Here is a 25,128-nt window from a genome sequence, read left to right as displayed (position 1 = left end):
CCTTCCGGGCCCCCGGGCACGCAAGACTACTAGTTCGCCCCGGATGTGCCGGGAAGCTCCGGGGGACGCCCCTCAGGCGGGTGACACCGCGCGGCAGCCACCGCGGCCGCGCTGGGCGCGGGCGGAGGCGTAGAGGCAGACCGCGGCGGCGGTGGCGAGGTTGAGGCTCTCCGCCCGGCCGTGGATGGGGACCCGTACGACGGCGTCCGCCAGCGCCCGGGTCTCCTCGGGAAGTCCCCACGCCTCGTTGCCGAACACCCAGGCGGTGGGCCCGCCCATGGAGCCGGCGTCCAGCTCGGCGTCCAGGTCGCGGTCGCCCGCGCCGTCCGCCGCGAGGAGGCGGACGCCCACGCCCTTGAGGCCGGCCACCACCTGCTCGACCGGTACCCCGACCGCGACCGGGAGGTGGAAGAGCGAACCGACCGACGCGCGGACGGACTTGGGGTTGTAGAGGTCCACGGAGGCGTCGGTCAGCACCACCGCGTCCGCGCCGGCGGCGTCCGCGCAGCGCAGCACCGTACCGGCGTTGCCGGGGTCGCGGACGTTGGCGAGCACCGCGACCAGCCGCGGGCGGGCCGCGAGGATGTCCTCGAAGGGCGAGTCGAGGAAGCGGCAGACGCCGAGCAGGCCCTGCGGGGTGACGGTCTGGGAGATGTCGGCGACGGTCCGGTCGTCGGCGAGGTGCACCCGCACCCCGGCGGCCCGGGCCGCCTCGACGATCTCGGTGTGCCGCTCGGCGGCCTCGGCGGTGGCGAACAGCTCGACGAGGGTGGGCTCGCCCCCGGCGCGGTGCGTGATGGCCTCCCGTACGGCCTGCGGGCCCTCGGCGATGAACCGGCGCTCCTTGCCGCGGAAGGCGCGGCGGGCCAGCCGCCGGGCGGCGGTGACACGCGGGGAACGCGGGGAGATCAGCTCGGGGGTGCCCATGGGCGGCGGCTCGCTTCTGTGGTTCGGTGCGGGGCGGCGGGGAAAAGCGGCGGACCCGCAGGCCGGGGCCTGCGGGTCCGCGTCAGTTCGTCCTCAGGCTGAAGTTCAGGCAGCCTTCGGGGCGTTGACGTCGCTCGGAAGCGCCTTCTGGGCGACCTCGACGAGCGCGGCGAACGCGTTCACGTCGTTGACCGCGAGGTCAGCGAGGATCTTGCGGTCCACCTCGATGTTGGCGGCCTTCAGACCCTGGATGAAGCGGTTGTAGGTCATGCCGTTGGCGCGGGCAGCGGCGTTGATGCGCTGGATCCACAGCTGACGGAAGTCGCCCTTGCGCTTCTTGCGGTCGTTGTAGTTGTAGACGAGGGAGTGGGTGACCTGCTCCTTCGCCTTGCGGTACAGGCGGGAGCGCTGGCCACGGTAGCCACTGGCCTGCTCGAGGATCGCCCGGCGCTTCTTGTGGGCGTTGACTGCCCGCTTGACGCGTGCCACTTGTTAACTCCTTGTAGCGGGGTCGTGGTTGTCGTCACACGACCCGAATCGATTGTGTCCCGGTCCGAATCACCCGCCCCGCTCGTCCGGCGGGGCGTGGTGGCTCACTTGCCGAGAAGCTTCTTGATCTTCGCGGCGTCGCCCGGGGCCATCTCGGCGTTGCCGGTGAGGCGACGCGTCACGCGGGACGACTTGTGCTCGAGCAGGTGGCGCTTGCCGGCGCGCTCACGCAGCACCTTGCCGGAGCCGGTGACCTTGAAGCGCTTGCTGGCACCGCTGTGCGTCTTGTTCTTCGGCATGCGCCGTTCTCTCCTCGTCAGTGGCGCTCCCACCGGCACGGACCGGCTGGCGGGAGCGTCGCATGTATCGATTGCTGTCCGGGGCGGGTGCCCCGGCATGATTCCGGGGCTCACGCCCAGTGATCACGCCTCGGCGGGCTCCCCGGCGGGCTCCTCCGCGGGAGCACCACCCTGACGCTCCGCCTTGCGGGCGGCCTGCGCCTCACGGGCCTCGGCCATCGCCTCGGTCTTCTTCTTGTGCGGACCGAGGACCATGATCATGTTTCGGCCGTCCTGCTTCGGATTCGACTCGATGAAGCCGAGGTCCTGGACGTCCTCCGCGAGCCGCTGCAGCAGTCGGAAGCCCAGCTCGGGGCGGGACTGCTCGCGACCACGGAACATGATCGTGATCTTGACCTTGTCACCCTGCTTGAGGAACCGGACGACGTGACCCTTTTTGGTGTCGTAGTCGTGCGGGTCAATCTTCGGCCGGAGCTTCATCTCCTTGATGACCGTGTGCGCCTGGTTCTTGCGCGCCTCACGGGCCTTCATGGCCGACTCGTACTTGAACTTTCCGTAGTCCATGAGCTTGCAGACCGGCGGACGGGCGTTCGCCGCCACCTCGACCAGGTCGAGGTCGTACTCCTGCGCAAGCTCCAGGGCCTTGGCAAGCGGCACAATGCCGACCTGCTCGCCACTGGGACCGACGAGTCGCACCTCGGGGACGCGAATCCGGTCGTTGATGCGGGGCTCGGCGCTGATGGATCCTCCTCGGTAGCACCACGCGACGGCCTGGCGGACTGCCGCGTAACGTCTGTTCGATGTGACCACCCGCGTCGGCACACGAAAAATGCCCCGGACGGGACACAGGCGGGGCTCCACATAGATCTGGAGCACCGCCGCGAAGTCTCCGCGGGGCGCAGCCGGACCGTTGACCCGCCAACCAGAGGTCGGTCGGGTGGGAGATCGGAGCCTCCACTTGTGGGCCGGTCACATGTGTGTCCGGCCGGTCGGAACACCAGGATACACGAGTCAAGGGGCGGTCCCCACTTCTGTGCCGGCTCCCCGGTGCCGGCGACCAGGATGACACTCCCCGGCGCGGGGGGCGCGGACCGGGGCCATAGGCTGGAGCCGACCCCTCAGCAGGAAGAAGCCCGAAGACATGAGCGACCAGACCCCTCAGCAGCCCGCCGCACCGGGTGCGGCAAGCCCCGATTTCGACGCCATGACCCGCGACATCGCGGAGGTGCCGGCGGTCGAGGTGATCACCACGGTCGCGGTGCACCTGATGAGCTCGGCGGCGGTCAACCTCGGGCTCGCCGAGGGCGGCGAGACCCACAAGGACCTCGACGAGGCGCGCAAGCTCATCCAGGCACTGGCCGGGCTGGTCACCGCCAGCGCCACCGAGATCGGCTCGTACCACGCGGCCCCGCTGCGGGACGGGCTGAAGTCGCTGCAGCTGGCGTTCCGCGAGGCGTCGGTCGTCCCGGACGAGCCGGGGCAGGGGCCCGGGGAGAAGTTCACCGGGCCGGTATACGGCTGAGCGGCCGGTAACGGCGTACGGAAGAGAACGGAGGAGCCCCGGCCGGGGAGACGGCCGGGGCTCCTTCGCGTACGGGGGCGGCTCAGATCCGTTCGTCGGCGCCGGGTGTGGGCTCGCGCGGCGCGGCCTCGTCGGCGACGACGACCGGCTCGTGCGGCGGGTGGGTGATCTGGTGCACCGCGGCCGCGATCGCCCCGCCGATCAGCGGCGCGACGATGAAGAGCCACAGCTGGGTGATGGCGGCGCCGCCCGCGAACAGAGCCGGGCCGAGGGACCGGGCGGGGTTCACGGAGGTGCCGTCCAGCGGGATGCCGATGAGGTGGACGGTGGCCAGCGCCATGCCGATCGCCACGCCGTTGAAGCCGAACAGCGCCACCCGGTGGGTGACCGCCAGCACCACGAAGACGAACAGGAAGGTCATCACCATCTCGGCGACGAAGGCGCCGCCGAGGTTGAGGTGCACCGCCGAGCGGTCGCCCCAGCCGTTCGTGCCGAAGGCCGCGTGCGTCTGGAGCCCGGGGACCTGCTTGGCGACCAGGAACAGCAGCGCCGCCCCGACGACGGCGCCGACGACCTGGGCGATCCAGTACTCGACCGCGGAGCGCAGCGTGATGCGACGGGCCAGCAGCATGCCCAGGGTCACCGCGGGGTTGAGGTGGCAGCCCGAGACCGGGCCGAGGGCGTAGGCCAGCGCCAGCATGGTGAAGCCGAAGGCCAGCGCGATGCCGAAGGTGCCGATGTACTCGCCCGCCAGCACCGCGGAGCCGACGGCGAAGAACACCAGCAGCAGCGTGCCGAGGAACTCGGACACGACCGTACGGGTCAACACCGTGGGGTCCTCGGGCCCCGTTTCCGTCTTGGACGCCGGACTCGCCATGCGGCCCTCCTCGCGTGGATCTTGAGCTCTCCTCGCATTGTGCGGCCCGGGAGAGGAACGCGCCCGTCGGCGGAAGAGCCCCGCGAACGGTGTCCGCGGGGCTCTTCGGGGTCGTTCGGTGCGGCGGTCAGCGCCGGTAGAGCGGCTCCGCGGGGGCCGCGCCGTCCGGCGGCAGGAGGGCCAGGTCCAGCCCGCGGACGAGCCGGGCGCGCAGCACCTCGTCGGTGGCCAGCGCCCCCGCCAGCCGCTGGGCGACCTCGGCGGTCGGGGCGTCGGCGGCCAGGCCCAGGGCGAGGGTCGCGTCGGTTTCGCGGGACGGCGCGAGGTGGGCGACGAGGACCGCGGGCTCGGCGGCGAGCAGGGCCCGCAGGGCGTCGGTGACGGCCGGGTCGGCGAGCGGGTCGGCGGTCGTCCGGCCCTCGGCGAGGGCGCGCAGCGCGGGACCGGTCAGCTGGTAGGTGACCGGGCCGGCCAGGTCGATGACCAGGGTGTCGGCCTTCTCGTGGGAGGCGGCCAGCAGCGCCTGGCGGAGCGGGACGGCCACCGGGCGGGCGTCGGGGCGCCAGCGCTGGAGGGTCTCCATGGAGGTGAAGGCGGGCAGGGCGCGGCGGCCGTCCGGCGCCTGGAGGGTGGGGACCGCCATGTCGCTGGTCTTCTCGCGGCGCAGACCGTCCGGGCCGGTCTCCACCTCACCCAGCACCGCCACCACGGGGACGAGCATCCGGGCGCCGGCCAGCGCGGCCAGCAGCTGCGGCTCGGTGCTCCGGTCGTCGCCGTACGCCGTCAGGGCGGCGGTCAGGGCGGGGTCGGCGGAGCCGTCGTCGTCGGAGAAGCCGGGGTCGGGGATGTTCTTCTGCACCACGCGAGCGTATCCGCTCGGAGGAGCGGGTCAGGGCCGGGTGCGCCAGAAGGAGAAGGCGGCGGCGAGGAGGGTCAGGCCCAGGGCGCCGGCGGCCCAGGGAAGCCAGTTGGTGGGGGCGGCCGGGTCGTCGTCGGGGGTGGGGCCGGGGCCGAAGTAGCGGTGGGCGTACGCGGCGGGGACCGGCTTCTGGGGGACGGGCTTGAGGCCGTCGGCGGCCTTGAGGGCGGCGGCGGGGTCGATCAGGCCGGCGCCGTAGTCGTCGTCGCGGCCGCCCTGCGGGGCGTCCTGGGCGGTGCTGGTCAGCAGCCGGCGGATCTGGGCGGGGCTCAGGTCGGGGTGGGCGGAGCGGATCAGGGCGATGGCGCCGGAGACGAAGGCGGCGGCGGGGCTGGTGCCCCAGCCCGAGAGGTAGCCGTCGCCGGTGCCGGCCATCACGATGGCGTCGCCGGGCGCGCTGACCGTGGCGTACCAGTGGCGGGTGGAGAAGCGGGCCCGGGCACCCAGGTGGGTGACGGCGGTGGCCGCGATGACGCCCGGGTAGGCGGCGGGGTACGAGACGTGGTTGCCCTTCAGGCCGCCGTTTCCGGCGGAGGCGACGACGGGGATGCCCTTGCCGAGGGCGTACTGGACGGCGGCGTCCTCGCGCGGTTCGGGGTGCGCGGACTCGCTGTCGTCGCCCAGCGACATGCTGATCACGTCGGCGCCGTGGTCGGCGGCCCAGCGGATGCCGTCGGCGAGCGCGCCGGCCTTCTCGGTACGGGCCCGTTCGCGCTGCGGGTCGTTGTCCTCCAGGATCACCCGGACCGGCAGGATGCGGGCCTCCGGGGCGACGCCGAGGACGCCGTCCTGGTTGCCCGCGCCGTGGCCGCGGCCGGCGATGACGCTGGCCATGCCGGTGCCGTGCCGGGCCCAGGCCCCCTCGCCGGGGCCGGCACCGAAGCCGACCAGGTCCTTCTCGGGCAGGACCTGGCCCTTGAGGTCGGGATGGTTCGCGTCGACGCCGGTGTCGAGGACGGCGACGGTGACGCCCTTGCCCTTGGTGGTGTGCCATGCCTGCTGGGCGTGGACGGCCTCCAGGCCCCACTCCTGGGCGCGCAGCGCGTCGGCGTGCGCGGGCACGGCGGGGAGCACCGCGAGCGCCGCGCAGGACAGGGCGACGGCGGCGCCGCGCAGCAGGGCCTTCGTCATGGTGAGGACTCCGTGGTCTGCGAGGGGAGGCCGGCGGCCGTGCGGAAGTCCGCCGCGACCCGGTCCGCGAGGTCCTTCGCGTCGTGGCCCAGGCCCGACTCGGCCGGGGCGGTGGTGGCTCCGGGCCGGGTGGCGGCCTCGGCGGGCTGCGGCTCGGTGACCGCGCGGCCGTCGGCGAAGCCGGAGACGGCGTAGACGATGACCGGGACGTCGGTGAGCACCCGGACGGTCCAACTGGCGCGCTGGGCACGGCCGAAGCCCTCGGCGGGGGTGCCCTTGGGCGCGTAGGGCAGCGGCATCAGGTCCGTGCGGTCGGCCAGGTTCTTGGTGCTGAAGCGGGTGTTGAGGGCCATCATCCCGGCCGGGTCGGTCCTGGCGGTCTGCGCGCCGACGGTGATGACGCTGCTGTGGGTGGCGTCGAGGTAGGTGGCGCGCAGCAGGCGGGCGCAGCCGGCCGGGGCGAGCGCCTGGGCGAGCCGGGGGTCGTAGGCGTCGGCGCAGCCGCTGTCGGGGGCGACCGCGATCCGGGTCCAGGTGCGGTCGGCGCCGCCGGGGCCGACGCCGAGGCCGTTGACGGTGCGCGGGAAGAGGGTGTCGACGGGGGTGCTGTGCCAGACGTCGTGGCCCTTGGTGAACGCTTCCCGGGGGCTCGGCGGGGCGTCGGCGGAGTCGTCGGTGAGCCAACTCCCGGCCGCGGCACCGCCGATGAGGCCGATGCCGAGGACCAGGCAGGCCGCGGCGGCCAGCACCCGGGCGCCGGGGCGGCGGGCGGACGCCGGGCGGGGCGGCGGCGCGGTGGGCGCGCCTGGCCGGGCCCCGGCGCGCTGCGGCGGCAGGTGGCTGCCCGGCCAGGGCGGGGCGGGGCGGTCGGCCGCGGGCTGCGGCCGGTCGCCACCGGGCGCCGCGGCGGGCTCCCGACCCGGGGTGTCCGGGCCGTCGGTGCGCCCGCGGGCGTTCCACAGTTCCTGGCTGTGGGCCAGATGGAAGGCGGCGGTGTCACGGAAGGCCGCGGGGCGGCCGGCGGGCGGCGGCGGTGCGGCCGGGGCCGGGGCCGTCGGCGCGCGGTCCGGGCGGGGCGGCGGCTGTGCGCCCGGCGGCGCGGGCGGGGGTGCGGTGGGACGCGGGGGGACGGCCGGGGCGGCGGGCGGCGGGGTGCCCGGGCGGCCGGTCGGCGGGGTGGGGCCCGTGGGGGTGTGCGCGGCCCGGGGGGCCGGCGGGGCGGCGGGGGCGCCCGGTACCCGGCGCAGCACGGCGGTCCGGGGGTCCTGATCCACCGCGGGCGCGGGCTGCCGGGGCGGCCGCGGGGGTATGGGCGGGACGTGCCGCGCATCGGCGAACTCGGCGTCGGTGCTCACCCGCGCTCCCCCTTGCGCCGTGGCCTCCCGGGCCCGATCCGCAATCGGGGCAGGGTGGCTCGTATCAGGACAACACGCCGCTGACCTGCTGGTTGCGGTGTCGAGCCACTCTAAGGGCTGGTGCCGTCGGTGCTCCAACCCCTGGCGGGCCGTGTCCGCTCTGTCGCGATCTCTCCCCTACCCAGGGGTAGGAGGGTCTGGCAGGCTGCGGCCATGTCCCCGCACACAGTCGGTACGCATGGCCACGAAGCCCTTCCCCGAGCTCCCCGCCCCGTGCGGGCGGGGGAGACCCCGTACGACCGGGCCACCGCCGCTCTCGACGCGCCGCTGGCCGTCGTCGACCTCGCGGCCTTCGACGCCAACGCGGCGGATCTGGTGCGCCGTTCGAAGGGCAAGCCGATCCGGGTGGCGAGCAAGTCGGTGCGCTGCCGGGCGCTGCTGGAACGGGTGCTGGCGCGCGACGGCTTCGCCGGGATCATGAGCTTCACGCTGGCCGAGTCGCTGTGGCTGGCCCGTTCCGGCTTCGACGACGTGCTGCTGGCGTACCCCTCGGTGGACCGGGCGGGGTTCGCCGAGCTGACCGCCGATCCGGCGCTCGCCGCCGCGGTCACGGTGATGGTGGACGATCCGGCGCAGCTGGAGCTGATCGACGCGGCCCGTCCGGGCGGCGCGGGCCGCGGCGAGGAGGTGCGGGTCTGCCTGGAACTGGACACCTCCTACCGGCTGATGGGCGGGAAGGTGCGGGTCGGCGCCCTGCGGTCGCCGCTGCGGCAGCCGGCCCAACTCGCCGCGCTGGCCCGGACGGTGGCGCGTCGCCCCGGTTTCCGGCTGGTGGGCCTGATGGCGTACGAGGGCCATGTGGCGGGGGTGGGTGACGAGGTCGCGGGCCGGCCGGTGTTCTCGCGGGCGGTCCGGATGATGCAGGCGGCGGCGCGCAAGGAGCTGGCGCAGCGGCGCTGGGAGGCCGTGCGGGCGGTGCGGGCGGTGGCGCCGCGGCTGGAGTTCGTCAACGGCGGCGGGACCGGCAGCGTGCAGCACACCGCGGCGGAGGCGGCGGTCACCGAGATCGCGGCCGGGTCGGGGCTGTACGTGCCGCGGCTGTTCGACAACTTCCGCTCGTTCAGCGGGCGTCCGGCGGCGCTCTTCGCCCAGCCGGTGGTGCGGCGGCCCGGTCCCGGTGTGGTGACGGTGCTCGGCGGCGGCTATCCGGCGTCGGGGGCGGCGGGCGCGGACCGGCTGCCGGTGCCGTATCTGCCGGCCGGGCTGCGCTACGACCCGCAGGAGGGGCCCGGCGAGGTGCAGACGCCGCTGCTGGGGCCGGCCGCGGACCGGCTGGCGATCGGCGACAAGGTGTGGTTCCGGCACGCCAAGGCCGGTGAGCTGTGCGAGCGGTTCACCGAGCTGCACCTGGTCGACGGGGACCGGGTGGTGGACACCGTCCCGACGTACCGCGGGGAGGGCCACACCTTTCTCTGACCGGTGCGGCCCTCCCCCGTACGGAGCCGGTGGCTCAGTACACCGTGTCCTGCTGGTCCGGGATCACCGAGCCGTCGGGGCGGTGAATCGGGGCGAGGGTGCCGTCCGGCTGGACGTAACCGGCGGTCGAGCACGGGTACGCGTCGGTCTTGCGCTTCTTCGGCTCGATGAACATCGGGTTGACGATCCAGCGGTGGTCGCTGTTGTCGTACGCCCGGCACATCAGCTCGGTCTTGTTGCGGTTGATGGCCAGATGGCCGGCGGTGGCATCGCCGACGAACGTCACATCGGTCTCGGCGTCGCCCGCCGCGAAGGCGGCACGGTGCGCCGGGTCCTGCTGCTGCCACGCCTTGGCGCCCTTGACGTGGAAGATCTCCTGGTTGATCCAGCAGCGCTTGCCGTCCATGTACGTCAGGACCTCGCCGTTGGTGTCCTTGACGTCACCGCAGCCCTGGACGCCGGTGGTGAGCCGGCCGTCGCGGACGATGTTGCGGATGCCGACGATGTGGTCACGGTCGATGCCCACACCGGGCGCCCAGGCGCGCACCAGCGGCTCGGCGGACGCCGAGACGATGTAGACGTCGAAGCCGGCCTTCTTGAGGGTGCCGATGAGGTCGCGCTGCTGCTCGTAGTAGCGGATGTATCCGGCCCACTTGTGCGTGCCGACCGTCTGCTCCGTACCGATCGGCGCGGCGAGGTTCTGCTTGCGCGCCTTGGCGGCGTACGAGGTCAGGGTGTCCGGGCTGTGCCCGGCGAACAGCTGGGTGATCCAGACGTAGGAGGGCACCGTGCGCCGGTGGTTCCACTCGCCCGCGAACGCGGGCTTGCCGTCCGAGGTCTTCTCGTCGTTGTAGACGTCGAGGATCTCGTCGGTGCAGCCGGTGTCGGTCGACGTCGGCAGCGGGTGGCCGGCGGGCACCTGCGTGCCGCACGCCTCGGTGAGCGCGCGGGCGGCGTCGTCGGTCAGCCACTTGTTGGTGGCCTTCCAGCTGGCGGGGCGCAGCACCTTGTCGTGCCGCAGCATCCAGGCCAGCGTGGCGTCGGAGATGTCGTTCTTGACGACGGTGTTGTCCCAGTCGAAGGTGGCGACCGGCCGTGCGCCGTGGGAGCCGGCGCAGCTGCCCCGCTCGTCGATCATTTTCTGCAGCTTGGCACGGTTGTCGCCGTACCAACCCTTGGTGACATGGAGGGTGGGGCACTGACGCGGTGCCGGGCCCGCCGTGGCCGTCTGGGCGGCCGCGACGCCGCCTCCCACGACCGCAAGGGCGGCACCTGCTGCCAACCAGCGACGTTTGGTGAGCATGGAACGCACTCCTGTCGAACGAAGAATCGAAGGCGGAGGCTAGCGCATGGTGGCCGGGCGCGGTGCGAAGCCCGGCCACCATGATGCTGAAGTGGCGGTGAACAACTAGTGGTTACACCGGGGTGACGTACGCGCCCGCGATGCCGCCGTCGACCAGGAATTCGGCGGCGTTGACGAACGAGGAGTCGTCGCTGGCGAGGAAGGCGACCGCGGACGCGATCTCCTCGGGCTCGGCGAACCGGCCGACCGGGACGTGCACCAGGCGGCGCGCGGCGCGCTCGGGGTCCTTGGCGAACAGCTCCTTGAGCAGCGGGGTGTTGACCGGACCCGGGCACAGCGCGTTGACCCGGATGCCCTCCCGGGCGAACTGCACGCCCAGCTCCCGGGACATCGCCAGCACGCCGCCCTTGGAGGCGGTGTAGCTGATCTGGGAGGTGGCGGCGCCCATCACGGCCACGAAGGACGCGGTGTTGATGATGGAGCCGCCGCGGCCGGTCTGCTCGAACTGGCGCTGCATGTAGGGCAGTGCGTGCTTGCAGCAGAGGTAGACCGAGGTGAGGTTCACCTCCTGCACGCGCTTCCAGGCGTCCAGGCCGGTGGTGAGGATGGAGTCGTCGTCGGGCGGCGAGATGCCGGCGTTGTTGAAGGTGATGTCGACCGACCCGTAGGTCTCGAAGGCGGTCCGGTAGAGCGCCTCGACCTGCTCGGAGTCGGTCACGTCGACCTGGACGAAGGTGCCGCCGACCGCTTCGGCGGCGGCCTTGCCGGCCGTCTCGTCGATGTCGGCGCAGACGACGTTGGCGCCTTCGGAGGCCAGTCGGCGGGCGGTGGCCAGGCCGATGCCGCTGCCGGCTCCGGTGATCACGGCGGTACGGCCGACGAGGCGGCGGCACACTGCGGTCTGGTCGGTCACGGGGACTCCTCGCTGAGCTCGGTGCTGATGAAGATGTTCTTGGTCTCGGTGAAGGCGGCCAGCGCGTCCGGGCCGAGCTCGCGGCCGAGTCCGGACTGCTTGAACCCGCCGAAGGGGGTCCAGTAGCGCACGCTGCTGTGGGAGTTGACGGAGAGGTTGCCGGCCGCGACGGCCCGCGAGACGCGCAGCGCACGGCCGACGTCGCGGGTCCACAGGGACCCGGAGAGGCCGTAGTCGGTGGCGTTGGCGAGCCGGACCGCGTCGGCCTCGTCCTCGAAGGGCAGGACGACGGCGACCGGGCCGAAGATCTCCTCGACGGCCGTACGGTCCTCCGGCCGGCCCTCCAGAACCGTGGCCGGGTACCAGAAGCCCTTGCCGGCGGGCGCCTCCCCGCGGATCGCGGCCGGGGCGTCCTCGGGGACGTAGGAGCGGACCCGCTCGCGCTGGGCGGCCGAGATCAGCGGCCCCATCTGGGTGGCCGGGTCGGCCGGGTCGCCGACGGTGAACGCCTTGACCGCGGGCTCCAGCAGTTCCATGAACCGGTCGTAGACGCTCCGCTGGACGAGGATCCGGCTGCGGGCGCAGCAGTCCTGGCCGGTGTTGTCGAGGAAGGAGCCGGGGGCGGCGGCCGCGGCGGCCGCCACATCGGCGTCGGCGAAGACGATGTTGGGGCTCTTGCCGCCGAGTTCGAGGGTGAGCCGCTTGGTCTGCGCGGCGCAGCGGGCGGCGATCTGCCGGCCGGTGGCGGTGGAGCCGGTGAAGACGACCTTGGCGACGCCGGGGTGGTCGACCAGCGCGGTACCGGTGACCGGGCCCTCGCCGGGCAGGACCTGGAAGAGCCCCTCGGGCAGCCCGGCCGCCAGGGCGAGTTCGGCGAGCCGGAGCGCGGTGAGCGGGGTGGTCTCGGCGGGCTTGAGCAGGACGGCGTTGCCGGCCGCGAGCGCGGGGGCGGTGCCCCAGGCGGCGATCGGCATCGGGAAGTTCCAGGGGGCGATGACGGCGACCACGCCGAGCGGTTCCTGGACGGTGAGGTTCAGCCCGCCGGCGACCGGGATCTGGGTGCCGTTGAGGCGCTCCACTCCCCCGGCGGCGTAGTGCAGCAGGTCGCGGACGTTTCCGGCCTCCCACCGGGCGTTGCCCAGCGGGTGCCCGGCCTCCTGGAGTTCCAGTTCGGCGAGCGCGTCGGTGTGGGCGTCGACGGTGTCGGCGAAGCGGCGCAGGATGCGGGCCCGGTCGCCGGGGGCCACCGCGGCCCACGTCTGCTGGGCGGCGGCGGCCCGGCGGACCGCGGCGTCGACCTCTTCGGGGGAGGTGGTGGGGACGGTGGCCACCACGTCCTCGGTGGCCGGATTGATGATCTTCAGCTCGTGCAGCACGGGTGGTGGTCCTTACATGCGCTCGAAGGAGCGGAAGCGCTCCCAGTCCGTGACGGCGGCGTCGTAGGCGTCCTGTTCGACGCGGGCCATGTGGCGGTAGTGCTCGACGACCTCGTCGCCGAACGCCTCGCGGGCGATCGGGCTGTTCTCCCACCGCTCGGCGGCCTCGCGCAGGGTGGTGGGGACGTGCGCGGCGTCGCCGGTGTAGGCGTTGCCGGTGGTGGCGTCGGGGAGTTCCAGCTCGTGCTCGATGCCGTACACGCCGGCCGCGACCATGGCGGCGACCGCGAGGTAGGGGTTCACGTCGCCGCCGGGCAGCCGGTTCTCCAGCCGGTGGCCGCGGCCGTGGCCGACGACCCGCAGGGCGCAGGTGCGGTTGTCCGGGCCCCAGGCGACGGCGGTGGGCGCGAAGGAGCCGGGGCGGAAGCGCTTGTAGGAGTTGATGTTGGGCGCGTAGAAGAGCGTGAAGTCGCGCATCGCGGCGACCTGGCCGGCGAGGAAGTGCCGCATGGTCTGCGACATGCCGTACGGGCCGGAGTCGTCGGCGAGGACGGGGCGGCCCTCGTCGTCCTGGAGCGAGAGGTGGATGTGACAGGAGTTGCCCTCGCGCTCGTCGTACTTCGCCATGAAGGTGAGCGCCATGCCCTCCTGCGCGGCGATCTCCTTGGCACCGGTCTTGTAGATCGTGTGCTGGTCGCAGGTGGTGAGCGCCTCGTCGTAGACGAACACGATCTCGTGCTGGCCGAGGTTGCACTCGCCCTTGGCGGACTCGACGGTCATCCCGGCCGCGCCCATCTCGTTGCGGATGCGGCGCAGGACGGGCTCGACGCGGCCGGTGCCGAGGACGGAGTAGTCGCCGTTCCACTGGTTGGCGGGCGTCATCTGGCGGTAGCCGCGGGACCAGGCGTCCTCGTAGGAGTCCTTGAAGAGCATGAACTCCAGCTCGGTGCCGGCGTACGCGTGCCAGCCGCTCCCGGTGCGCTCCTGTCCCAGTTGCCGCAGCCGGTCGAGCTGGCGGCGCAGGATCTGCCGGGGCGAGGCGACGACCGGGGAGCCGTCGTGCCAGCCGAGGTCGGCGGTGATCAGGGCGGTGCCGGGGTTCCAGGGCGTGCGCCGCAGGGTCGCGGTGTCGCCGTGCATGGCGAAGTCGCCGTACCCGCGCTCCCAGGACGACATCGCGTAGCCGTCGACGGTGTTGAGGTCCACGTCGACGGCGAGGAGGTAGTTGCACCCCTCCGTGCCGTGTTCGAGGACGGTGTCGAGGAAGTACCGGGCCGCGAACCGCTTGCCCTGGAGCCGGCCTTGCATATCGGTGAAGGCGAGGACGACAGTGTCGATCTCCCCGGTGTCGACGAGGACTCTGAGCTCCTCGACGGAGAGCGGGGGCGTGCGGTCTGCCACGGTGTTGCCTCCTGTCACTGCATCCGGAGGTCATAAGGTAGGCACACGAACCATTGATTGGGAAGGGGTTCCGATGGACCGTCCGGCGGATCGGCTGGCGCCCGTGCTGCGACCGGTGCGGGCCGGCAACGGCTTCGAGGAGGCGCTGGAGCAGATACTGCAGGTCGTCCGGCTCGGCCTGGTGCCCCAGGGCGAACGGCTGCCCGCCGAGCGGGAGTTGGCCGAGCGGCTGCAGATCAGCCGGGTCACCCTGCGCGAGGTGCTCAAGGTACTGCAGGACGAGGGCCTGGTGGAGAGCCGGCGCGGCCGCTACGGCGGCACGTTCGTCCGCGTCCGCACCGAGAACCACGGCGAGGCCGAGCTGCGCCGCCGGATCGAGAAGGTCGACGTCGAGGACACCCTGCGGTTCCGTGAGGTGCTGGAAGTGGGCGCGGCGGGGCTGTGCGCCGCCCACGGACTGGCCGACGAGCAGGCCGCACGGCTGCGCGACGCGCTGGCGGCCACCGAGGACGCCCCGCTCGCGGACTACCGCAGGCGCGACACCCTGTTCCACCTCACCCTCGCGGAGCTGTCCGGCTCACCGTCGCTGGCCGCCCAGTACGCGGCGGTCCGGGCGACCGTGAACGACCTGCTGGACTGCATCCCGCTGCTGGTGCGGAACCTGGAGCACTCGCAGACCCAGCACAGCGCGCTGGTGGAGGCGGTGCTGGAGGGCGACGCGGACGGCGCGCGCGAGGTGATGCGGGAGCACTGCTGCGGGACCGCGGCGCTGCTGCGCGGCTTCCTGACCTCCCCGGCGCCGTGACCGCCGGTGCCCGGCCGGGCACAGCGGGCGGGCGTACGGGCCGGGTTAACCATTCTTTTACGCAGAGGTCTTGCGCCGGAGCGACTCTCGCGGCAAAGGTATGCCGCTGAACCTTTGCTCGACTTCCCCTCGGCGAGGCAGGAGCGGCTCATGGCCGACAGCACGGAATCGAAGACCGCACCGCCCGGCGGGTACGCGGGCACCACTCCCCCCGGCGGCGGCGCCTCGGCCGACGCGGACTATCTGGAACGCCGGACGCTGCGCCGCGGCAGCGCGGGCCCGCTGCTGCTGACCGGCCTCGGCGTCGCCTACGTCGTCTCCGGCGACTTCTCGGGCTGGAACAACGGCCTGGCACAGGGCGGCTTCGGCGGCCTGGCCATCGCCGCCGTCCTGATGGGCCTGATGTACACCTGTCTGGTCTTCGCGCTGGCGGAGCTGGCCTCGGTCCTGCCCACCGCGGGCGGCGGCTACGGCTTCGCCCGGCGCGCCCTGGGCACCTGGGGCGGCTTCCTGACCGGCACCGCCATCCTCATCGAATACGTCCTGGCACCGGCCGCGATCTCGATCTTCATCGGTGACTACGTCGAGTCGCTCGGCCTCTTCGGTCTGCACTCCAGCTGGCCGGTCTACCTGGCCTGCTTCGTCATCTTCATCGGCATCCACCTCTGGGGCGTCGGCGAGGCGCTGCGCTTCAGCCTGATCGTCACCGCCGTCGCGGTCGCCGCGCTCGTCGTCTTCGCGCTCGCCGCGCTGACCGACTTCCACGTGGACGCCCTCAACGACATCCCCGTCAGGTCCGGTGCCTTCGGGGCCTCCTCCTGGCTGCCGTTCGGCATCCTCGGCATCTGGGCGTCCTTCCCGTTCGGCATGTGGTTCTTCCTGGGCGTCGAGGGCGTACCGCTGGCGGCCGAGGAGACCAAGGACCCGGTGCGCTCGCTGCCCCGGGCGATGGCCGCCGCGATGGGCATCCTGCTGCTGCTCGCGCTGATCACCTTCGTCGCCGCGACCGGCGCCCGCGGGTCGGCCGCGATCCAGTCGGTGGGTGATCCGCTCGTCCAGGCGCTGCAGCCGCACGGGAAGCCGACCGCCGTCAGCCGGATCGTCAACTACGCCGGTCTCGCGGGCCTGGTGGCGTCCTTCTTCTCCCTGATCTTCGCCGGCTCCCGGCAGCTCTTCGCGCTCTCCCGCGCCGGCTACCTCCCCCGGTTCCTCTCCCTCACCAGCCGCCGCAAGGCCCCCTACATGGGACTGCTGGTGCCCGGTGCGCTGGGCTTCGCGCTCGCCGCGGCCACCGGCGACGGCGCCCGGATGCTCAACGTCGCGGTCTTCGGCGCCACCATCTCGTACGCGCTGATGGCGCTCTCGCACCTCGTTCTGCGCCGCCGCGAGCCCGGTCTGCCGCGCCCGTACCGCACCCCCGGCGGCATGCTGACCTCGGGCGTCGCCTTCGTGCTGGCCTGCTCGGCGCTGGTGGCGACGTTCCTGGTCGACAAGGAGGCGGCGTTCATCGCGCTCGGGGTGTACGTGGTGGCGCTGGCCTACTTCGCGCTGTACTCCCGGCACCGGCTGGTGGCCGCGGCGCCCGAGGAGGAGTTCGCGGCGCTGGCGGCGGCGGAGGCCGAGCTGGAACGCGACTAGAGAACCGACCAGACCCACCGGCCGGCCGGGCAGCCCCCCGGCCGGCTCCGGCCGCGCCACCCGCCCCTCGCACCGCACGGAGGAACTGCCATGTCCCAGCCCCTCATCGGCATCAGCACCTATCAGCAGGAAGCGAGCTGGGGGGTGTGGACGATGCCGGCCGCGCTGGTGCCGGCCGGCTACCCCCGGCTGGTGCAGCGCGCGGGCGGCCTGGCGGCGCTGCTGCCGCCGGGCGATCCGGCGACCGCGGCCGGGGCGGTCGCCCGCCTGGACGGGCTGGTGATCGCCGGCGGCGCGGACGTCGCCCCGGCGCGCTACGGCGCGGAGCCGGACCCGCGCACCGGTCCGCCGTCCCTGGACCGCGACGCCTGGGAACTGGCCCTGATCGAGGCCGCGTTGGCGGGCGGCGTGCCGCTGCTGGGCATCTGCCGCGGGATGCAGCTGCTGAACGTGGCACTGGGCGGCACCCTCGTCCAGCACCTCGACGGCCACGCGGGGCCGCCCGGCGTCTTCGAGCGGCACACCGTCGAGCCGGTGCCCGGCACCCTGCTGGGCCGCACCCTGCCCGAGCCGGTCTCCGTGCCCACGTACCACCATCAGGCGGTGGACCGGCTGGGCAGCGGACTGCTGCCCTCGGCCCACGCGGCGGACGGCACGATCGAGGCGCTGGAGCTGCCGGCCGGGCGCGGTTTCACGCTGGCGGTGCAGTGGCACCCGGAGGCGGGGGACGACACCCGCGTCATGGCGGCGCTGGTGGCGGCGGCGCGTGGAACGTCCCCCGGCGAGTGAGCCGGCGGGGCCGGTCAGATCTCCCCGTGGTTGACCGTGCACATCATGGGGATCCAGCCCTTGATGCCGCTGTAGGAGACCTGCATCCAGTAGCTGCTGTGCTCCCCGCAGAGGGTGTACAAGCCGCCCGTGGCCGACGGGCCCGTGATGCACGCCCTCTTCCCCTTGGGCAGCAGGCCCAGGGCGGTGGCGCTCACCTTCTTGGCGTTGCGGATCTTCACGCTCTCCTTGGCCTCGGCGTAGACGCAGGAGGCGGCCGTCGCGGTGCCGGCCGCGGCGGTCGTGTGCGCGGCGGTCGTGTGCGCGGCGGTCGGCGTGGCGGCGGTGGCCGCTCCGCCGGTCAGCGCGGTGCCGAGCAGAGCCGCGGAGGCGATGATCCCGGCCGTCGTCTTCCTCTTCATGTGCCGTCCCCGTTGCGGTAGTTGGTGCGTGGTCAGGTCCCGTCACGCGCGAACGCGATCAAGGATTCGAACACATTAGCGCACGGCCGTCCGCGACGGCCGCGGATTTCCGCCCGGCGCCGGGAGCCGGCCGCGCCGCCCGCCCCGCTCAGGGCGTCCCGCGGGTGAGCCCCAGCAGACGACGGGCCGGGCCGGCGGGCCGCTGGCCGGCCGGCCACACCGCCCGCAGCTCCCGCCCGAGGCGCAGCCCGCGCACCGGGATCTCCACCAGCCGCCGGGCGCCCAGCTCCTCGCCGACGGCGAGTTCGCTGAGCACGGACGGCGCCGCCTCGCTCACCACGGCGGCCTTGACGGCGGTGGTCGAGGCGAGTTCCAGCAGCGGTTCGGCCAGTCCTCCGTGCGCGGCCAGCGCCGCGTCCAGCACCTGCCGGGTGCCCGAGCCGCGCTCCCGCAGGATCAGCGGGGTGGCCGCCAGTTCGTCGGCGGTCAGCTCACCGCGGCGCCGGGTCCAGGGGTGGGACGGCGCGGCGACGACGACCAGCCGGTCGTGCGCGATGACCGCGCCGTCCAGCCCCGCCGGCACCGCGAGCCCCTCCACGAAACCGAGGTCCGCCTCCCCCGCCAGCAGCCGCTCGGCCACCACGCTGGAGTTCCCCGCCAGCAGCGACACCGCGGTCCCCGGCAGCTCGGCCCGCAGCGCGATCAGCCACCCCGGCAGCAGGTACTCGGCGATCGTCATGCTGGCCGCGACCCGCAGCCGGGAGTCGCGCCGCCCGCGCAGCGCCTGGGCGCCCGCGTCGAACGCCTCCGCCGCCTCCACCACCCGCCGCGCCCAGTCCGTCACCAGCGCCCCGGCGTCCGTCAGCCGGGAGCCGCGCGGCGACCGCTCGACCAGCGCCACGCCCAACTGCCGCTCCATGGAACGGATCCGGCTGCTGGCCGCGGGCTGGCTGATCCCCCGCGCCCGGGCGGCGCGACCCAGGCTGCCCAGCCGTGCGACGGCGAGCAGCAGCTCCAGCGCGCCGAGGTCCGGGACCCGGTGCGACAGCGGTACGGACGGCTCGTCCTCACCCATAAGTCCCCCTGCACATAACCCCAGCTTATGCCCTCATAGACACGACGTCCCTGGTGGCGGGCGTGCGGGGCGACAACGCTGGTCGCATGGCAACACTCGCGCAAGCACCTTCCCGCCCGGCCCCCGCCGCCCCGCCCGCACCGGGCCCCCTCAGCCGGCTCGGCCCGAACTGGTACGCCGCCGTCATGGGCACCGCGATCGTCGCCAACGCCGGCGCGGCCCTCCCGCTCACCGCGCCCGGTCTGCGCACCGGCTACCGGCTGGTGTGGGCGCTGTCCGCGCTGCTGCTGCTGACGCTGCTGGCCGCCCGGGCCCTGCACTGGCTGCGCCACGGCGACCAGGCCCGCCGCCACCTGCTGGACCCGACCGTCGCCCCGTTCTACGGGTGCCTGGCGATGGCGCTGCTGGCGGTCGGCGGCGGCACCCTCGCGGTGGGCCGGGACGTCATCGGCGAGCCGGCCGCGCTGGCCGTCGACGTCGTGCTGTGGACCGCGGGCACGCTCACCGGCCTGGCCGCGGCCGCGGCGATCCCGTACCTGATGGTGACCCGGCACCGCATCGAGCCGGGCAGCGCCACGCCCGTGTGGCTGCTGCCGCTGGTCGCGCCCATGGTCTCGGCGGCCCTGGGCCCGGCCCTGGTCCCGCACCTCCCGCCCGGCCAGGGGCGGCAGGCGCTGCTGCTGGCCTGCTACGCGCTCTTCGGGATGTCCCTGCTGGCCACCCTGCTGGTGCTGCCGCTGGTGCTGTCCCGGCTGATCCACCACGGCCCGCTGCCGCTCGCCCTGACCCCCACGCTCTTCCTCGTCCTCGGCCCGCTCGGTCAGTCCACCACCGCGGTGAGCAACCTCGCGACCGCCGCTCCGGGAGCCGTGGACGCCCCGACCGCCCACGCGATGGGCGCCTTCGCGGTCCTCTACGGGGTCCCGGTGACGGGCTTCGCGCTGCTGTGGCTGGCTCTCGCGACCGCGCTGGTGGTCCGGGCCGCGCGCCACGGCATGGGCTTCGCGATGACGTGGTGGGGCTTCACCTTCCCGCTCGGCACCTGCGTCACGGGGGCCGCGGGCCTGGCCCGGCACACCGGGCTGCACGCCTTCACCTGGCTGGCGGTGGCGCTGTTCGCCGCCCTGGTGACGGCGGTGGCGGTGACCGCGAGCCGTACCGCGAGCGGGCTGCTGAGCGGGCGGCTGCTGGCGCCGCCGCGGTAGGCGCCGGCCCCCTCACCGGGCGGCGGCCAGCGCCCCCGCCAGAACCGCCGGGGCCTCCGCCAACGACGGCCCGTACCAGGTCAGATGGCGGCCGCTGACCAGCGCGGCGGGCAGCGCGGGGAACGCCTCCGGGCCGTCCCCGGCGGTGAACCGGTACGGCTCGTCCGGCAGGACGACGAGGTCGGCGGGGCAGGCGTGCAGGGCGTCGAGGGGGATCCGCGGATAGCGGTCGGGGTGGTCCGCGTGGACGTTGCGGACGCCGAGCCGGGCGAGGAGGTCCCCGGCGAAGGTGTCCCGGCCGAGCACCATCCACGGGCGGCGCCAGACCGGCACCACCGCGGCCCGCTCCGCCCGCGGCGGGGGCAGGTCGCGCCAGGCGGCCTCGGCGGCGTCCAGCCAGCCGGGCCGGGGCAGTCCGCAGCCGTCGACCAGCACCCGGTGCAGCTCACCGAACGCCTGGTCCAGCGAGCGCACCTCCGTCACCAGGACCTCGATCCCCGCGGCCCGCAGCGCGTCGAGGTCCTGCGGACGGTTCTCCTCCTCGTTGGCGAGCACCAGGTCCGGCGCGAGGGCGGCGACGCCGGCGGTGTCGGGGTTCTTGGTGCCGCCGATCCGGGCGGCCGCGAGCCCGGCCGGGTGGCTGCACCAGTCGGTGACGCCGACCAGCAGCCCGGGGGCGCTGACGGCCACCGCCTCGGTCAGGGAGGGCACCAGGGACACCACGCGCCGTACGCCGCTGTGACGGGTCATCGGTCCACGGTACGGCCGCCGGCCGCGGAACGGGCGTCAGGACCGCGCGGCGGCACCGCGGCGGCGGAGCAGGTAGGCCGCGCCGCCAGCCAGCACCAGCAGCGCCAGCCCGCCGGCCGCCTGGGGGACGTCGACCCCCTCGACCCGGCCGCGCCGCACCGTCAGGGTCTCGGTGAACGTCTCCCCGCCCGGGGCGCAGCGGAAGGTGACCGTGTGGCGCCCCGGTGCCGCCCGCTCGGGGACCCGGACGTCGGCGGCCATGCCGTGCGCGCCCGGCCGCAGCGCCACCGGGCCGAAGAGCGTCGAGTCGGCCCGCGCGGCCCCGGCGTCGGCACACCGCCCGCCGTCGCCGAGGTGCACCCGCTGGCCGGCCACCACCGGGTCGGGCTCGACCCGCGCCGGGGCAGCGGGTGCCGCGGCGCCCAGCGCGGCGGCCCCGAGCAGCACGAGGACGGCGGGGTGCGCGAGCTTCACGCTGCCCAGCGAAGCACCGGCCGCCCGGCCCCGCGAGCCCGGCGCCGCCGCCCGGGTGATCCGGGCCCGCCCGGGCCGCCGCCGGGAACGGAACGGGCCCGCCCCCGGCGGTGGCCGGGGGCGGGCCCGCGTGCTCGCGGGTCAACTACGCGCCGTGGGCGCTCACTTCACCGGCGCCATCTTGTCGACGATGCCCGGGTGGTCGCCGATCCACTTCTCGACGCCCTTGTTCTCGTTGCCCTTGCCGGCGTCCTGGATGTCCTTCTCCAGACTGCCGAGCTCCTCGGCGTTCATCTTCCAGTTCTTCAGCCAGCCGGCGAACTCCGGGAACTTCTTCGGGAAGCTCTTGTTGCCGAGCGTCTTGATCTGGTTGTTGGCGCCCCAGGTGCCCTGCGGGTCGGCCAGCTTGGTGAGCTTGTACTTGCTGTACGCCCAGTGCGGCGACCACAGGACGACCGCGATCGGCTCCTTCTTGTGGTACGCCCGGTCCAGCTCGGCGAGCATCGCGCTGGTCCCGGCCGAGGTGACGTCGAAGTCCTGCAGCCCGTACGCCGGGGCGACGGTGTCCTTGAGCCGCTTCATCTCGCCGGTGCCCGGCTCGATCCCGATGATCTTGCCCTTGAACTCGTCCTTGTGCTTGCGCAGGTCGTCGAGCGTCTTGACGCCCTTGACGTAGGACGGCACCGCGATCTCCAGCGAGGTCTTGTCGTACCACGGTCCGACGTCGACGAGATCCTTCTTGTACTTGTCCCAGTACTGCTTCTGCGCCACCGGCAGCCAGCCGTCCGTCTCCACGTCGATCTGCCCCGTGGACAGCCCGGTCCACATCGGCCCGACGTCGAGGTTGCGGATGTTCGGCTTGTAGCCGCGCTTCTCCAGGACGTTCTTCCACAAGTAGGTGGTGGCGATGCCCTCGTCCCACGCGGGGTAGCCGATGTTCGGCGCCTTGCCGGCGTCCTTGCCCTTGGCGTACGTGGCCCCGGCGCCCGGCGCGATCTTGTCGACCAGGCCGGGGTTCTTCTTCAGCCAGGTGCGCACGCCGTCCTGCTCGTGGCCCTCGCCGGCGCCCTTGACGTCGTTCTCCAGGCTGGTGAGCTGCTTCTCGTCCAGGTGGAAGTTCTTCATCCACTTGGCGACCTCGGGCTCGTCCTTGGCGAAGCCCTTGCGGCCCAGCAGGTGCAGGCTGTCACCGGAGCCGAAGGAGCCCTTGGGGTCCTTGAGCTTGGTGAGCGGGTACTTGTCGTACGCCCAGTGCGGCGACCACAGGGTGACCGCGATCGGCTTCTTCTGGTGCACGGAGCGGTCCAGCTCGCTGAGCATGGACGCGGTGCTGGACTCCTGGACCTTGTACTCGCCGCCCAGGCCGTAGTCCTTCAGGACCTTGTCCTTGAGGATCTTCATCTCGCCGGCGCCCGGCTCGATGCCGGTGATCTTGCCGCCGAACTCGCCGCCCTTGCCCTTGAGGTCGTCGAGGGTCTTGACGCCCTTGACGTACGACGGCACCGCGATCTCCAGCGACGTCTTGTCGTACCAGGCGCCGAGGTCCTCCAGGTGGTCCTTGTACTTCTTCCAGTACGAGGCGTGGGTGGTCGGCAGCCAGGCGTTGGTCTGGACGTCGATGTCGCCGCGGGCCTGCCCGGCGAACAGCGGACCGGCCTCCAGGGCCTGCACCTTGGGCTTGTAGCCGCGCTCCTCCAGGATCTCCTTCCAGAGGTACGTGGTGGCCTTGCCCTCGTCCCAGTTGACGTAGCCGAGGCTGATCGGGCGGCCGTTGCCGCCGCCGCCCTGGCCGCTGCCCTTGCCGGCCATACCCAGCCCGCCGGCGAGCAGCGCCAGCGCCACCACACCGACCATCGCCACGGACGTGGCGGGCCGCCACTGCAGGAACTTCAGCCCGCCGAGCGACGCCTGCGCCTTGGCCAGCGCGCGCCGGCCGAGCGGGGAGACCCGCTGGTTGAGCGCGCCGGTCATCCGGTCCAGGTACATGGCGAGGATGACCACCGCGAGGCCGGCCTCGGCGCCCAGGGCGACGTTGACCGAGCTGATCGCGTTGTAGACGGAGGAGCCCAGACCGCCGCCGCCGACCATGCCGGCGATGACGACCATGGACAGCGCGAGCATGATGACCTGGTTGATTCCGGCCATGATGGTCGGCAGCGCCAGCGGCAGCTGCACCCGGAAGAGCGTGCTGCGCGGGTGGGTGCCGAACGCCTCGGCGGCCTCGACCAGTTCCCCGTCGACCTGCCGGATGCCGAGCTCGGTCATCCGGACCGCGGGCGGCATGGAGAAGACGATGGTGGCGACGATGCCGGGGACGACACCGAGGCCGAAGAAGAGGATGCCGGGGATCAGGTAGACCATCGCCGGCATCGTCTGCATCAGGTCGAGCACCGGGCGCAGCGCACCGCCGACGACCCGGCTGCGGGCCGCCCAGATACCCAGCGGCACCGCCACCACGACAGTGATCAGGCAGGCCACCAGCACCAGGGAGAGCGACTCGACGGTCGGTCCCCACTGCTCGATCGAGTCGATCAGCGCGAAGCCGAGGAAGGTGAGCACGGCGGCCGGCAGACCGCGCAGCCACCAGGCGAGCACCGCGAGGATGCCGGCCAGCAGCAGCGGTTCGGGGGCGGCCAGCACGGTGTGGATGGCGTCGTAGAGGCCGTTCAGCACCTTGGTGAGGAGCGTGAAGAGCCAGTCGAGGTTGTCCCGCAGCCAGTTGACGGCGTCGTTCGCCCAGCTGCCTATCTGGATCCTAGGCACCGGCGATCACCTTGTCCTCGGGCTCGTTCTTCCCCGGCTCATCCGCCGGCTCGTCGTCCCCGGACGCCTCGTCCGCGGGGGCCTTCGGGGAGGTCTTGACCGCGGGCTGGGCGGGGACGCCGGGCGCGGGGGCCCGGTGCGGCTCCGCGGACTCGCCGAGCACCGCGAGCAGCCGCTCGGCCGGTACGGCACCGACCAGCGCGCCGTTGTCGTCCGTCACCGCGACCGGGACGGTGCTGGCCGAGCAGGGGGTGAACAGCTCGGCGAGCGGCGTGTCCTGACCGACCGTGGCGGGCGCGGCGGCACGGAACTCCGCCGCGGTGCCCAGGGTCTTGCCGTCCGGGGTGGTGCTGCCGAGCACCGTACCGACCTCCGACATGACCGCGCCCGCGGTCAGCACCCGGCTGCGGTCCACGTCCTGGATGAAGGAGGCGACGTAGTCGTTGGCGGGGCGCACGAGGATGTCCTCGGCGCTGCCGATCTGCACGATCCGCCCGTCCCGCATCACCGCGATCCGGTCACCGAGGCGCATCGCCTCGTTGAGGTCGTGGGTGATGAAGACGATGGTCTTCTTCAGGGTCTTCTGCAGCTCCAGCAGCTGGTCCTGCATGTCGCGGCGGATCAGCGGGTCGAGCGCGCTGAAGGACTCGTCCATCAGCAGCAGATCGGCGTCCGTGGCCAGCGCCCGGGCCAGGCCCACGCGCTGCTGCATACCGCCGGAGAGCTCGTCGGGCCAGGACTTCTCCCAGCCCTCCAGCCCGGTGAGGGCCAACGCCTCGGCGGCCCGCCGCTCCCGCTCGGCGCGGGGGACGCCCTGTACCTCGAGGCCGTAGCCGGCGTTCTCCAGCACGCTGCGGTGCGGGAAGAGCGCGAAGTGCTGGAAGACCATGGAGATCTTCTCGGAGCGGACCTTGCGCAGCTCCTTGTCGCTGAGAGAGGTGAGGTCCTGACCGTCGAACCGGACGGTTCCCGCGGTCGGCTCCAGCAGCCCGTTGAGCATCCGCAGCAGCGTCGACTTGCCGGACCCGGACAGACCCATGACGACGAAGATCTGCCCCTCGTCCACCTCGATCGACGCGTCGATCACGGCGGCGGTGGTGCCGTCGGCCCGCAACTCGTCCCGGTCGGCACCGGCTTCGAGTGTGCGGACCGCGTCCTCGGGTCGTCTGCCGAACACCTTGTACAGGTGCTCGGCTTGCAGCCTGGACACATATGCCTCTCTTGTCGAACGTGGAACGAC

At 73.3% G+C, this 25,128-nt stretch carries 24 protein-coding genes; 6 read left to right on the top strand and 18 right to left on the bottom strand.

The window, feature by feature from the left end; all coding sequences use genetic code 11:
• Window positions 1-72: 72 nt before the first annotated feature.
• From SL103_RS11510 to infC, 4 genes are all read right to left on the bottom strand, one after another.
• Window positions 73-927, bottom strand: coding sequence for a TrmH family RNA methyltransferase (locus SL103_RS11510; RefSeq protein ID WP_069568769.1), 855 nt, complete (start codon window positions 925-927; stop codon window positions 73-75).
• A 105-nt stretch (window positions 928-1,032) separates the two neighbouring features.
• Window positions 1,033-1,416, bottom strand: coding sequence for a 50S ribosomal protein L20 (rplT, locus tag SL103_RS11505; RefSeq protein ID WP_069568768.1), 384 nt, complete (start codon window positions 1,414-1,416; stop codon window positions 1,033-1,035).
• Window positions 1,417-1,520: 104 nt separating this feature from the next.
• Entirely contained in the window at window positions 1,521-1,715 is a 195-nt protein-coding gene (gene rpmI, locus SL103_RS11500; RefSeq protein WP_016576627.1) for a 50S ribosomal protein L35, read from the bottom strand.
• A 123-nt stretch (window positions 1,716-1,838) separates the two neighbouring features.
• A complete protein-coding gene (gene infC, locus SL103_RS11495) occupies window positions 1,839-2,525 on the bottom strand; it encodes a translation initiation factor IF-3 (RefSeq protein WP_079146215.1) in 687 nt (228 codons plus the stop codon).
• Between the two features lie 331 nt (window positions 2,526-2,856).
• Between infC and SL103_RS11490 the strand changes: the two genes are divergently transcribed.
• On the top strand, window positions 2,857-3,237 hold the full coding sequence (locus SL103_RS11490) for a DUF1844 domain-containing protein (RefSeq protein WP_069568766.1): 381 nt from the start codon (window positions 2,857-2,859) through the stop codon (window positions 3,235-3,237).
• Window positions 3,238-3,319: 82 nt separating this feature from the next.
• Here the strand turns inward: SL103_RS11490 and SL103_RS11485 are convergent, their stop codons facing one another.
• From SL103_RS11485 to SL103_RS38615, 4 genes are all read right to left on the bottom strand, one after another.
• Window positions 3,320-4,114, bottom strand: coding sequence for an MIP family channel protein (locus SL103_RS11485; protein WP_069568765.1), 795 nt, complete (start codon window positions 4,112-4,114; stop codon window positions 3,320-3,322).
• A 127-nt stretch (window positions 4,115-4,241) separates the two neighbouring features.
• Window positions 4,242-4,976, bottom strand: a complete 735-nt coding sequence (locus SL103_RS11480) for an SseB family protein (RefSeq protein WP_069568764.1) — start codon at window positions 4,974-4,976, stop codon at window positions 4,242-4,244.
• Window positions 4,977-5,003: 27 nt separating this feature from the next.
• Window positions 5,004-6,164: a type VII secretion-associated serine protease mycosin gene (gene mycP, locus SL103_RS11475; RefSeq protein WP_069568763.1), complete on the bottom strand. Its 1,161-nt coding sequence runs from the start codon at window positions 6,162-6,164 to the stop codon at window positions 5,004-5,006.
• Complete coding sequence (locus SL103_RS38615) at window positions 6,161-7,519, bottom strand: hypothetical protein (RefSeq protein WP_244303887.1); 1,359 nt, start codon at window positions 7,517-7,519, stop codon at window positions 6,161-6,163. Before SL103_RS38615 ends, mycP begins: the two co-directional genes overlap by 4 nt.
• A 213-nt stretch (window positions 7,520-7,732) precedes the next feature.
• Between SL103_RS38615 and SL103_RS11465 the strand changes: the two genes are divergently transcribed.
• Window positions 7,733-8,995 (top strand): amino acid deaminase/aldolase, encoded by a 1,263-nt coding sequence (locus SL103_RS11465; protein WP_244303886.1) that lies wholly within the window; start codon window positions 7,733-7,735, stop codon window positions 8,993-8,995.
• 34 nt (window positions 8,996-9,029) lie between these two features.
• Here the strand turns inward: SL103_RS11465 and SL103_RS11460 are convergent, their stop codons facing one another.
• The 4 genes from SL103_RS11460 to SL103_RS11445 all read right to left on the bottom strand — a co-directional run bounded on the left by SL103_RS11460 (window position 9,030) and on the right by SL103_RS11445 (window position 13,988).
• Complete coding sequence (locus SL103_RS11460; protein WP_069568761.1) at window positions 9,030-10,298, bottom strand: haloacid dehalogenase-like hydrolase; 1,269 nt, start codon at window positions 10,296-10,298, stop codon at window positions 9,030-9,032.
• A 112-nt stretch (window positions 10,299-10,410) separates the two neighbouring features.
• Complete coding sequence (locus SL103_RS11455; RefSeq protein WP_069568760.1) at window positions 10,411-11,211, bottom strand: 3-oxoacyl-ACP reductase; 801 nt, start codon at window positions 11,209-11,211, stop codon at window positions 10,411-10,413.
• Complete coding sequence (locus SL103_RS11450; protein WP_069568759.1) at window positions 11,208-12,587, bottom strand: aldehyde dehydrogenase family protein; 1,380 nt, start codon at window positions 12,585-12,587, stop codon at window positions 11,208-11,210. Before SL103_RS11450 ends, SL103_RS11455 begins: the two co-directional genes overlap by 4 nt.
• A 12-nt stretch (window positions 12,588-12,599) precedes the next feature.
• Entirely contained in the window at window positions 12,600-13,988 is a 1,389-nt protein-coding gene (locus SL103_RS11445; protein ID WP_069568758.1) for a glutamine synthetase family protein, read from the bottom strand.
• A gap of 73 nt (window positions 13,989-14,061) precedes the next feature.
• Here SL103_RS11445 and SL103_RS11440 point away from each other — a divergent pair, with 73 nt between their 5' ends.
• The 3 genes from SL103_RS11440 to SL103_RS11430 all read left to right on the top strand — a co-directional run bounded on the left by SL103_RS11440 (window position 14,062) and on the right by SL103_RS11430 (window position 17,220).
• On the top strand, window positions 14,062-14,793 hold the full coding sequence (locus SL103_RS11440; protein WP_069568757.1) for a FadR/GntR family transcriptional regulator: 732 nt from the start codon (window positions 14,062-14,064) through the stop codon (window positions 14,791-14,793).
• A 150-nt stretch (window positions 14,794-14,943) separates the two neighbouring features.
• Window positions 14,944-16,431, top strand: coding sequence for an ethanolamine permease (gene eat, locus SL103_RS11435; RefSeq protein WP_069568756.1), 1,488 nt, complete (start codon window positions 14,944-14,946; stop codon window positions 16,429-16,431).
• A 90-nt stretch (window positions 16,432-16,521) separates the two neighbouring features.
• The gene (locus tag SL103_RS11430) at window positions 16,522-17,220 is read left to right on the top strand and encodes a gamma-glutamyl-gamma-aminobutyrate hydrolase family protein (protein WP_069568755.1); all 699 of its coding nucleotides are present in this window, start codon (window positions 16,522-16,524) and stop codon (window positions 17,218-17,220) included.
• Between the two features lie 14 nt (window positions 17,221-17,234).
• Here SL103_RS11430 and SL103_RS11425 read toward each other — a convergent pair whose 3' ends face one another.
• Both SL103_RS11425 and SL103_RS11420 read right to left on the bottom strand, forming a co-directional pair.
• The gene (locus SL103_RS11425; RefSeq protein ID WP_069568754.1) at window positions 17,235-17,621 is read right to left on the bottom strand and encodes a hypothetical protein; all 387 of its coding nucleotides are present in this window, start codon (window positions 17,619-17,621) and stop codon (window positions 17,235-17,237) included.
• Window positions 17,622-17,769: 148 nt separating this feature from the next.
• The gene (locus SL103_RS11420; RefSeq protein WP_069568753.1) at window positions 17,770-18,696 is read right to left on the bottom strand and encodes a LysR family transcriptional regulator; all 927 of its coding nucleotides are present in this window, start codon (window positions 18,694-18,696) and stop codon (window positions 17,770-17,772) included.
• Between the two features lie 86 nt (window positions 18,697-18,782).
• Here SL103_RS11420 and SL103_RS11415 point away from each other — a divergent pair, with 86 nt between their 5' ends.
• Window positions 18,783-19,901, top strand: a complete 1,119-nt coding sequence (locus tag SL103_RS11415) for a TDT family transporter (RefSeq protein ID WP_069568752.1) — start codon at window positions 18,783-18,785, stop codon at window positions 19,899-19,901.
• 12 nt (window positions 19,902-19,913) lie between these two features.
• On the opposite strand, the gene SL103_RS11410 is transcribed toward SL103_RS11415, so the two are convergent.
• The 4 genes from SL103_RS11410 to SL103_RS11395 all read right to left on the bottom strand — a co-directional run bounded on the left by SL103_RS11410 (window position 19,914) and on the right by SL103_RS11395 (window position 25,098).
• The gene (locus SL103_RS11410) at window positions 19,914-20,651 is read right to left on the bottom strand and encodes a helical backbone metal receptor (RefSeq protein WP_069568751.1); all 738 of its coding nucleotides are present in this window, start codon (window positions 20,649-20,651) and stop codon (window positions 19,914-19,916) included.
• A gap of 36 nt (window positions 20,652-20,687) precedes the next feature.
• Window positions 20,688-21,125, bottom strand: a complete 438-nt coding sequence (locus tag SL103_RS11405) for a hypothetical protein (protein WP_069568750.1) — start codon at window positions 21,123-21,125, stop codon at window positions 20,688-20,690.
• 162 nt (window positions 21,126-21,287) lie between these two features.
• Window positions 21,288-23,888, bottom strand: a complete 2,601-nt coding sequence (locus SL103_RS11400) for an ABC transporter permease/substrate binding protein (protein WP_069568749.1) — start codon at window positions 23,886-23,888, stop codon at window positions 21,288-21,290.
• The gene (locus SL103_RS11395; RefSeq protein WP_069568748.1) at window positions 23,881-25,098 is read right to left on the bottom strand and encodes a quaternary amine ABC transporter ATP-binding protein; all 1,218 of its coding nucleotides are present in this window, start codon (window positions 25,096-25,098) and stop codon (window positions 23,881-23,883) included. The genes SL103_RS11400 and SL103_RS11395 overlap by 8 nt, the downstream gene beginning before the upstream one ends.
• Window positions 25,099-25,128 lie beyond the last annotated feature (30 nt).

It is taken from the genome of Streptomyces lydicus (genome assembly GCF_001729485.1).
Taxonomy (GTDB): Bacteria; Actinomycetota; Actinomycetes; order Streptomycetales; family Streptomycetaceae; genus Streptomyces; species Streptomyces lydicus_D.
The sequence above is the reverse complement of the archived record's forward strand: the minus strand, read 5'-3'. Positions and strand labels throughout refer to the sequence as shown.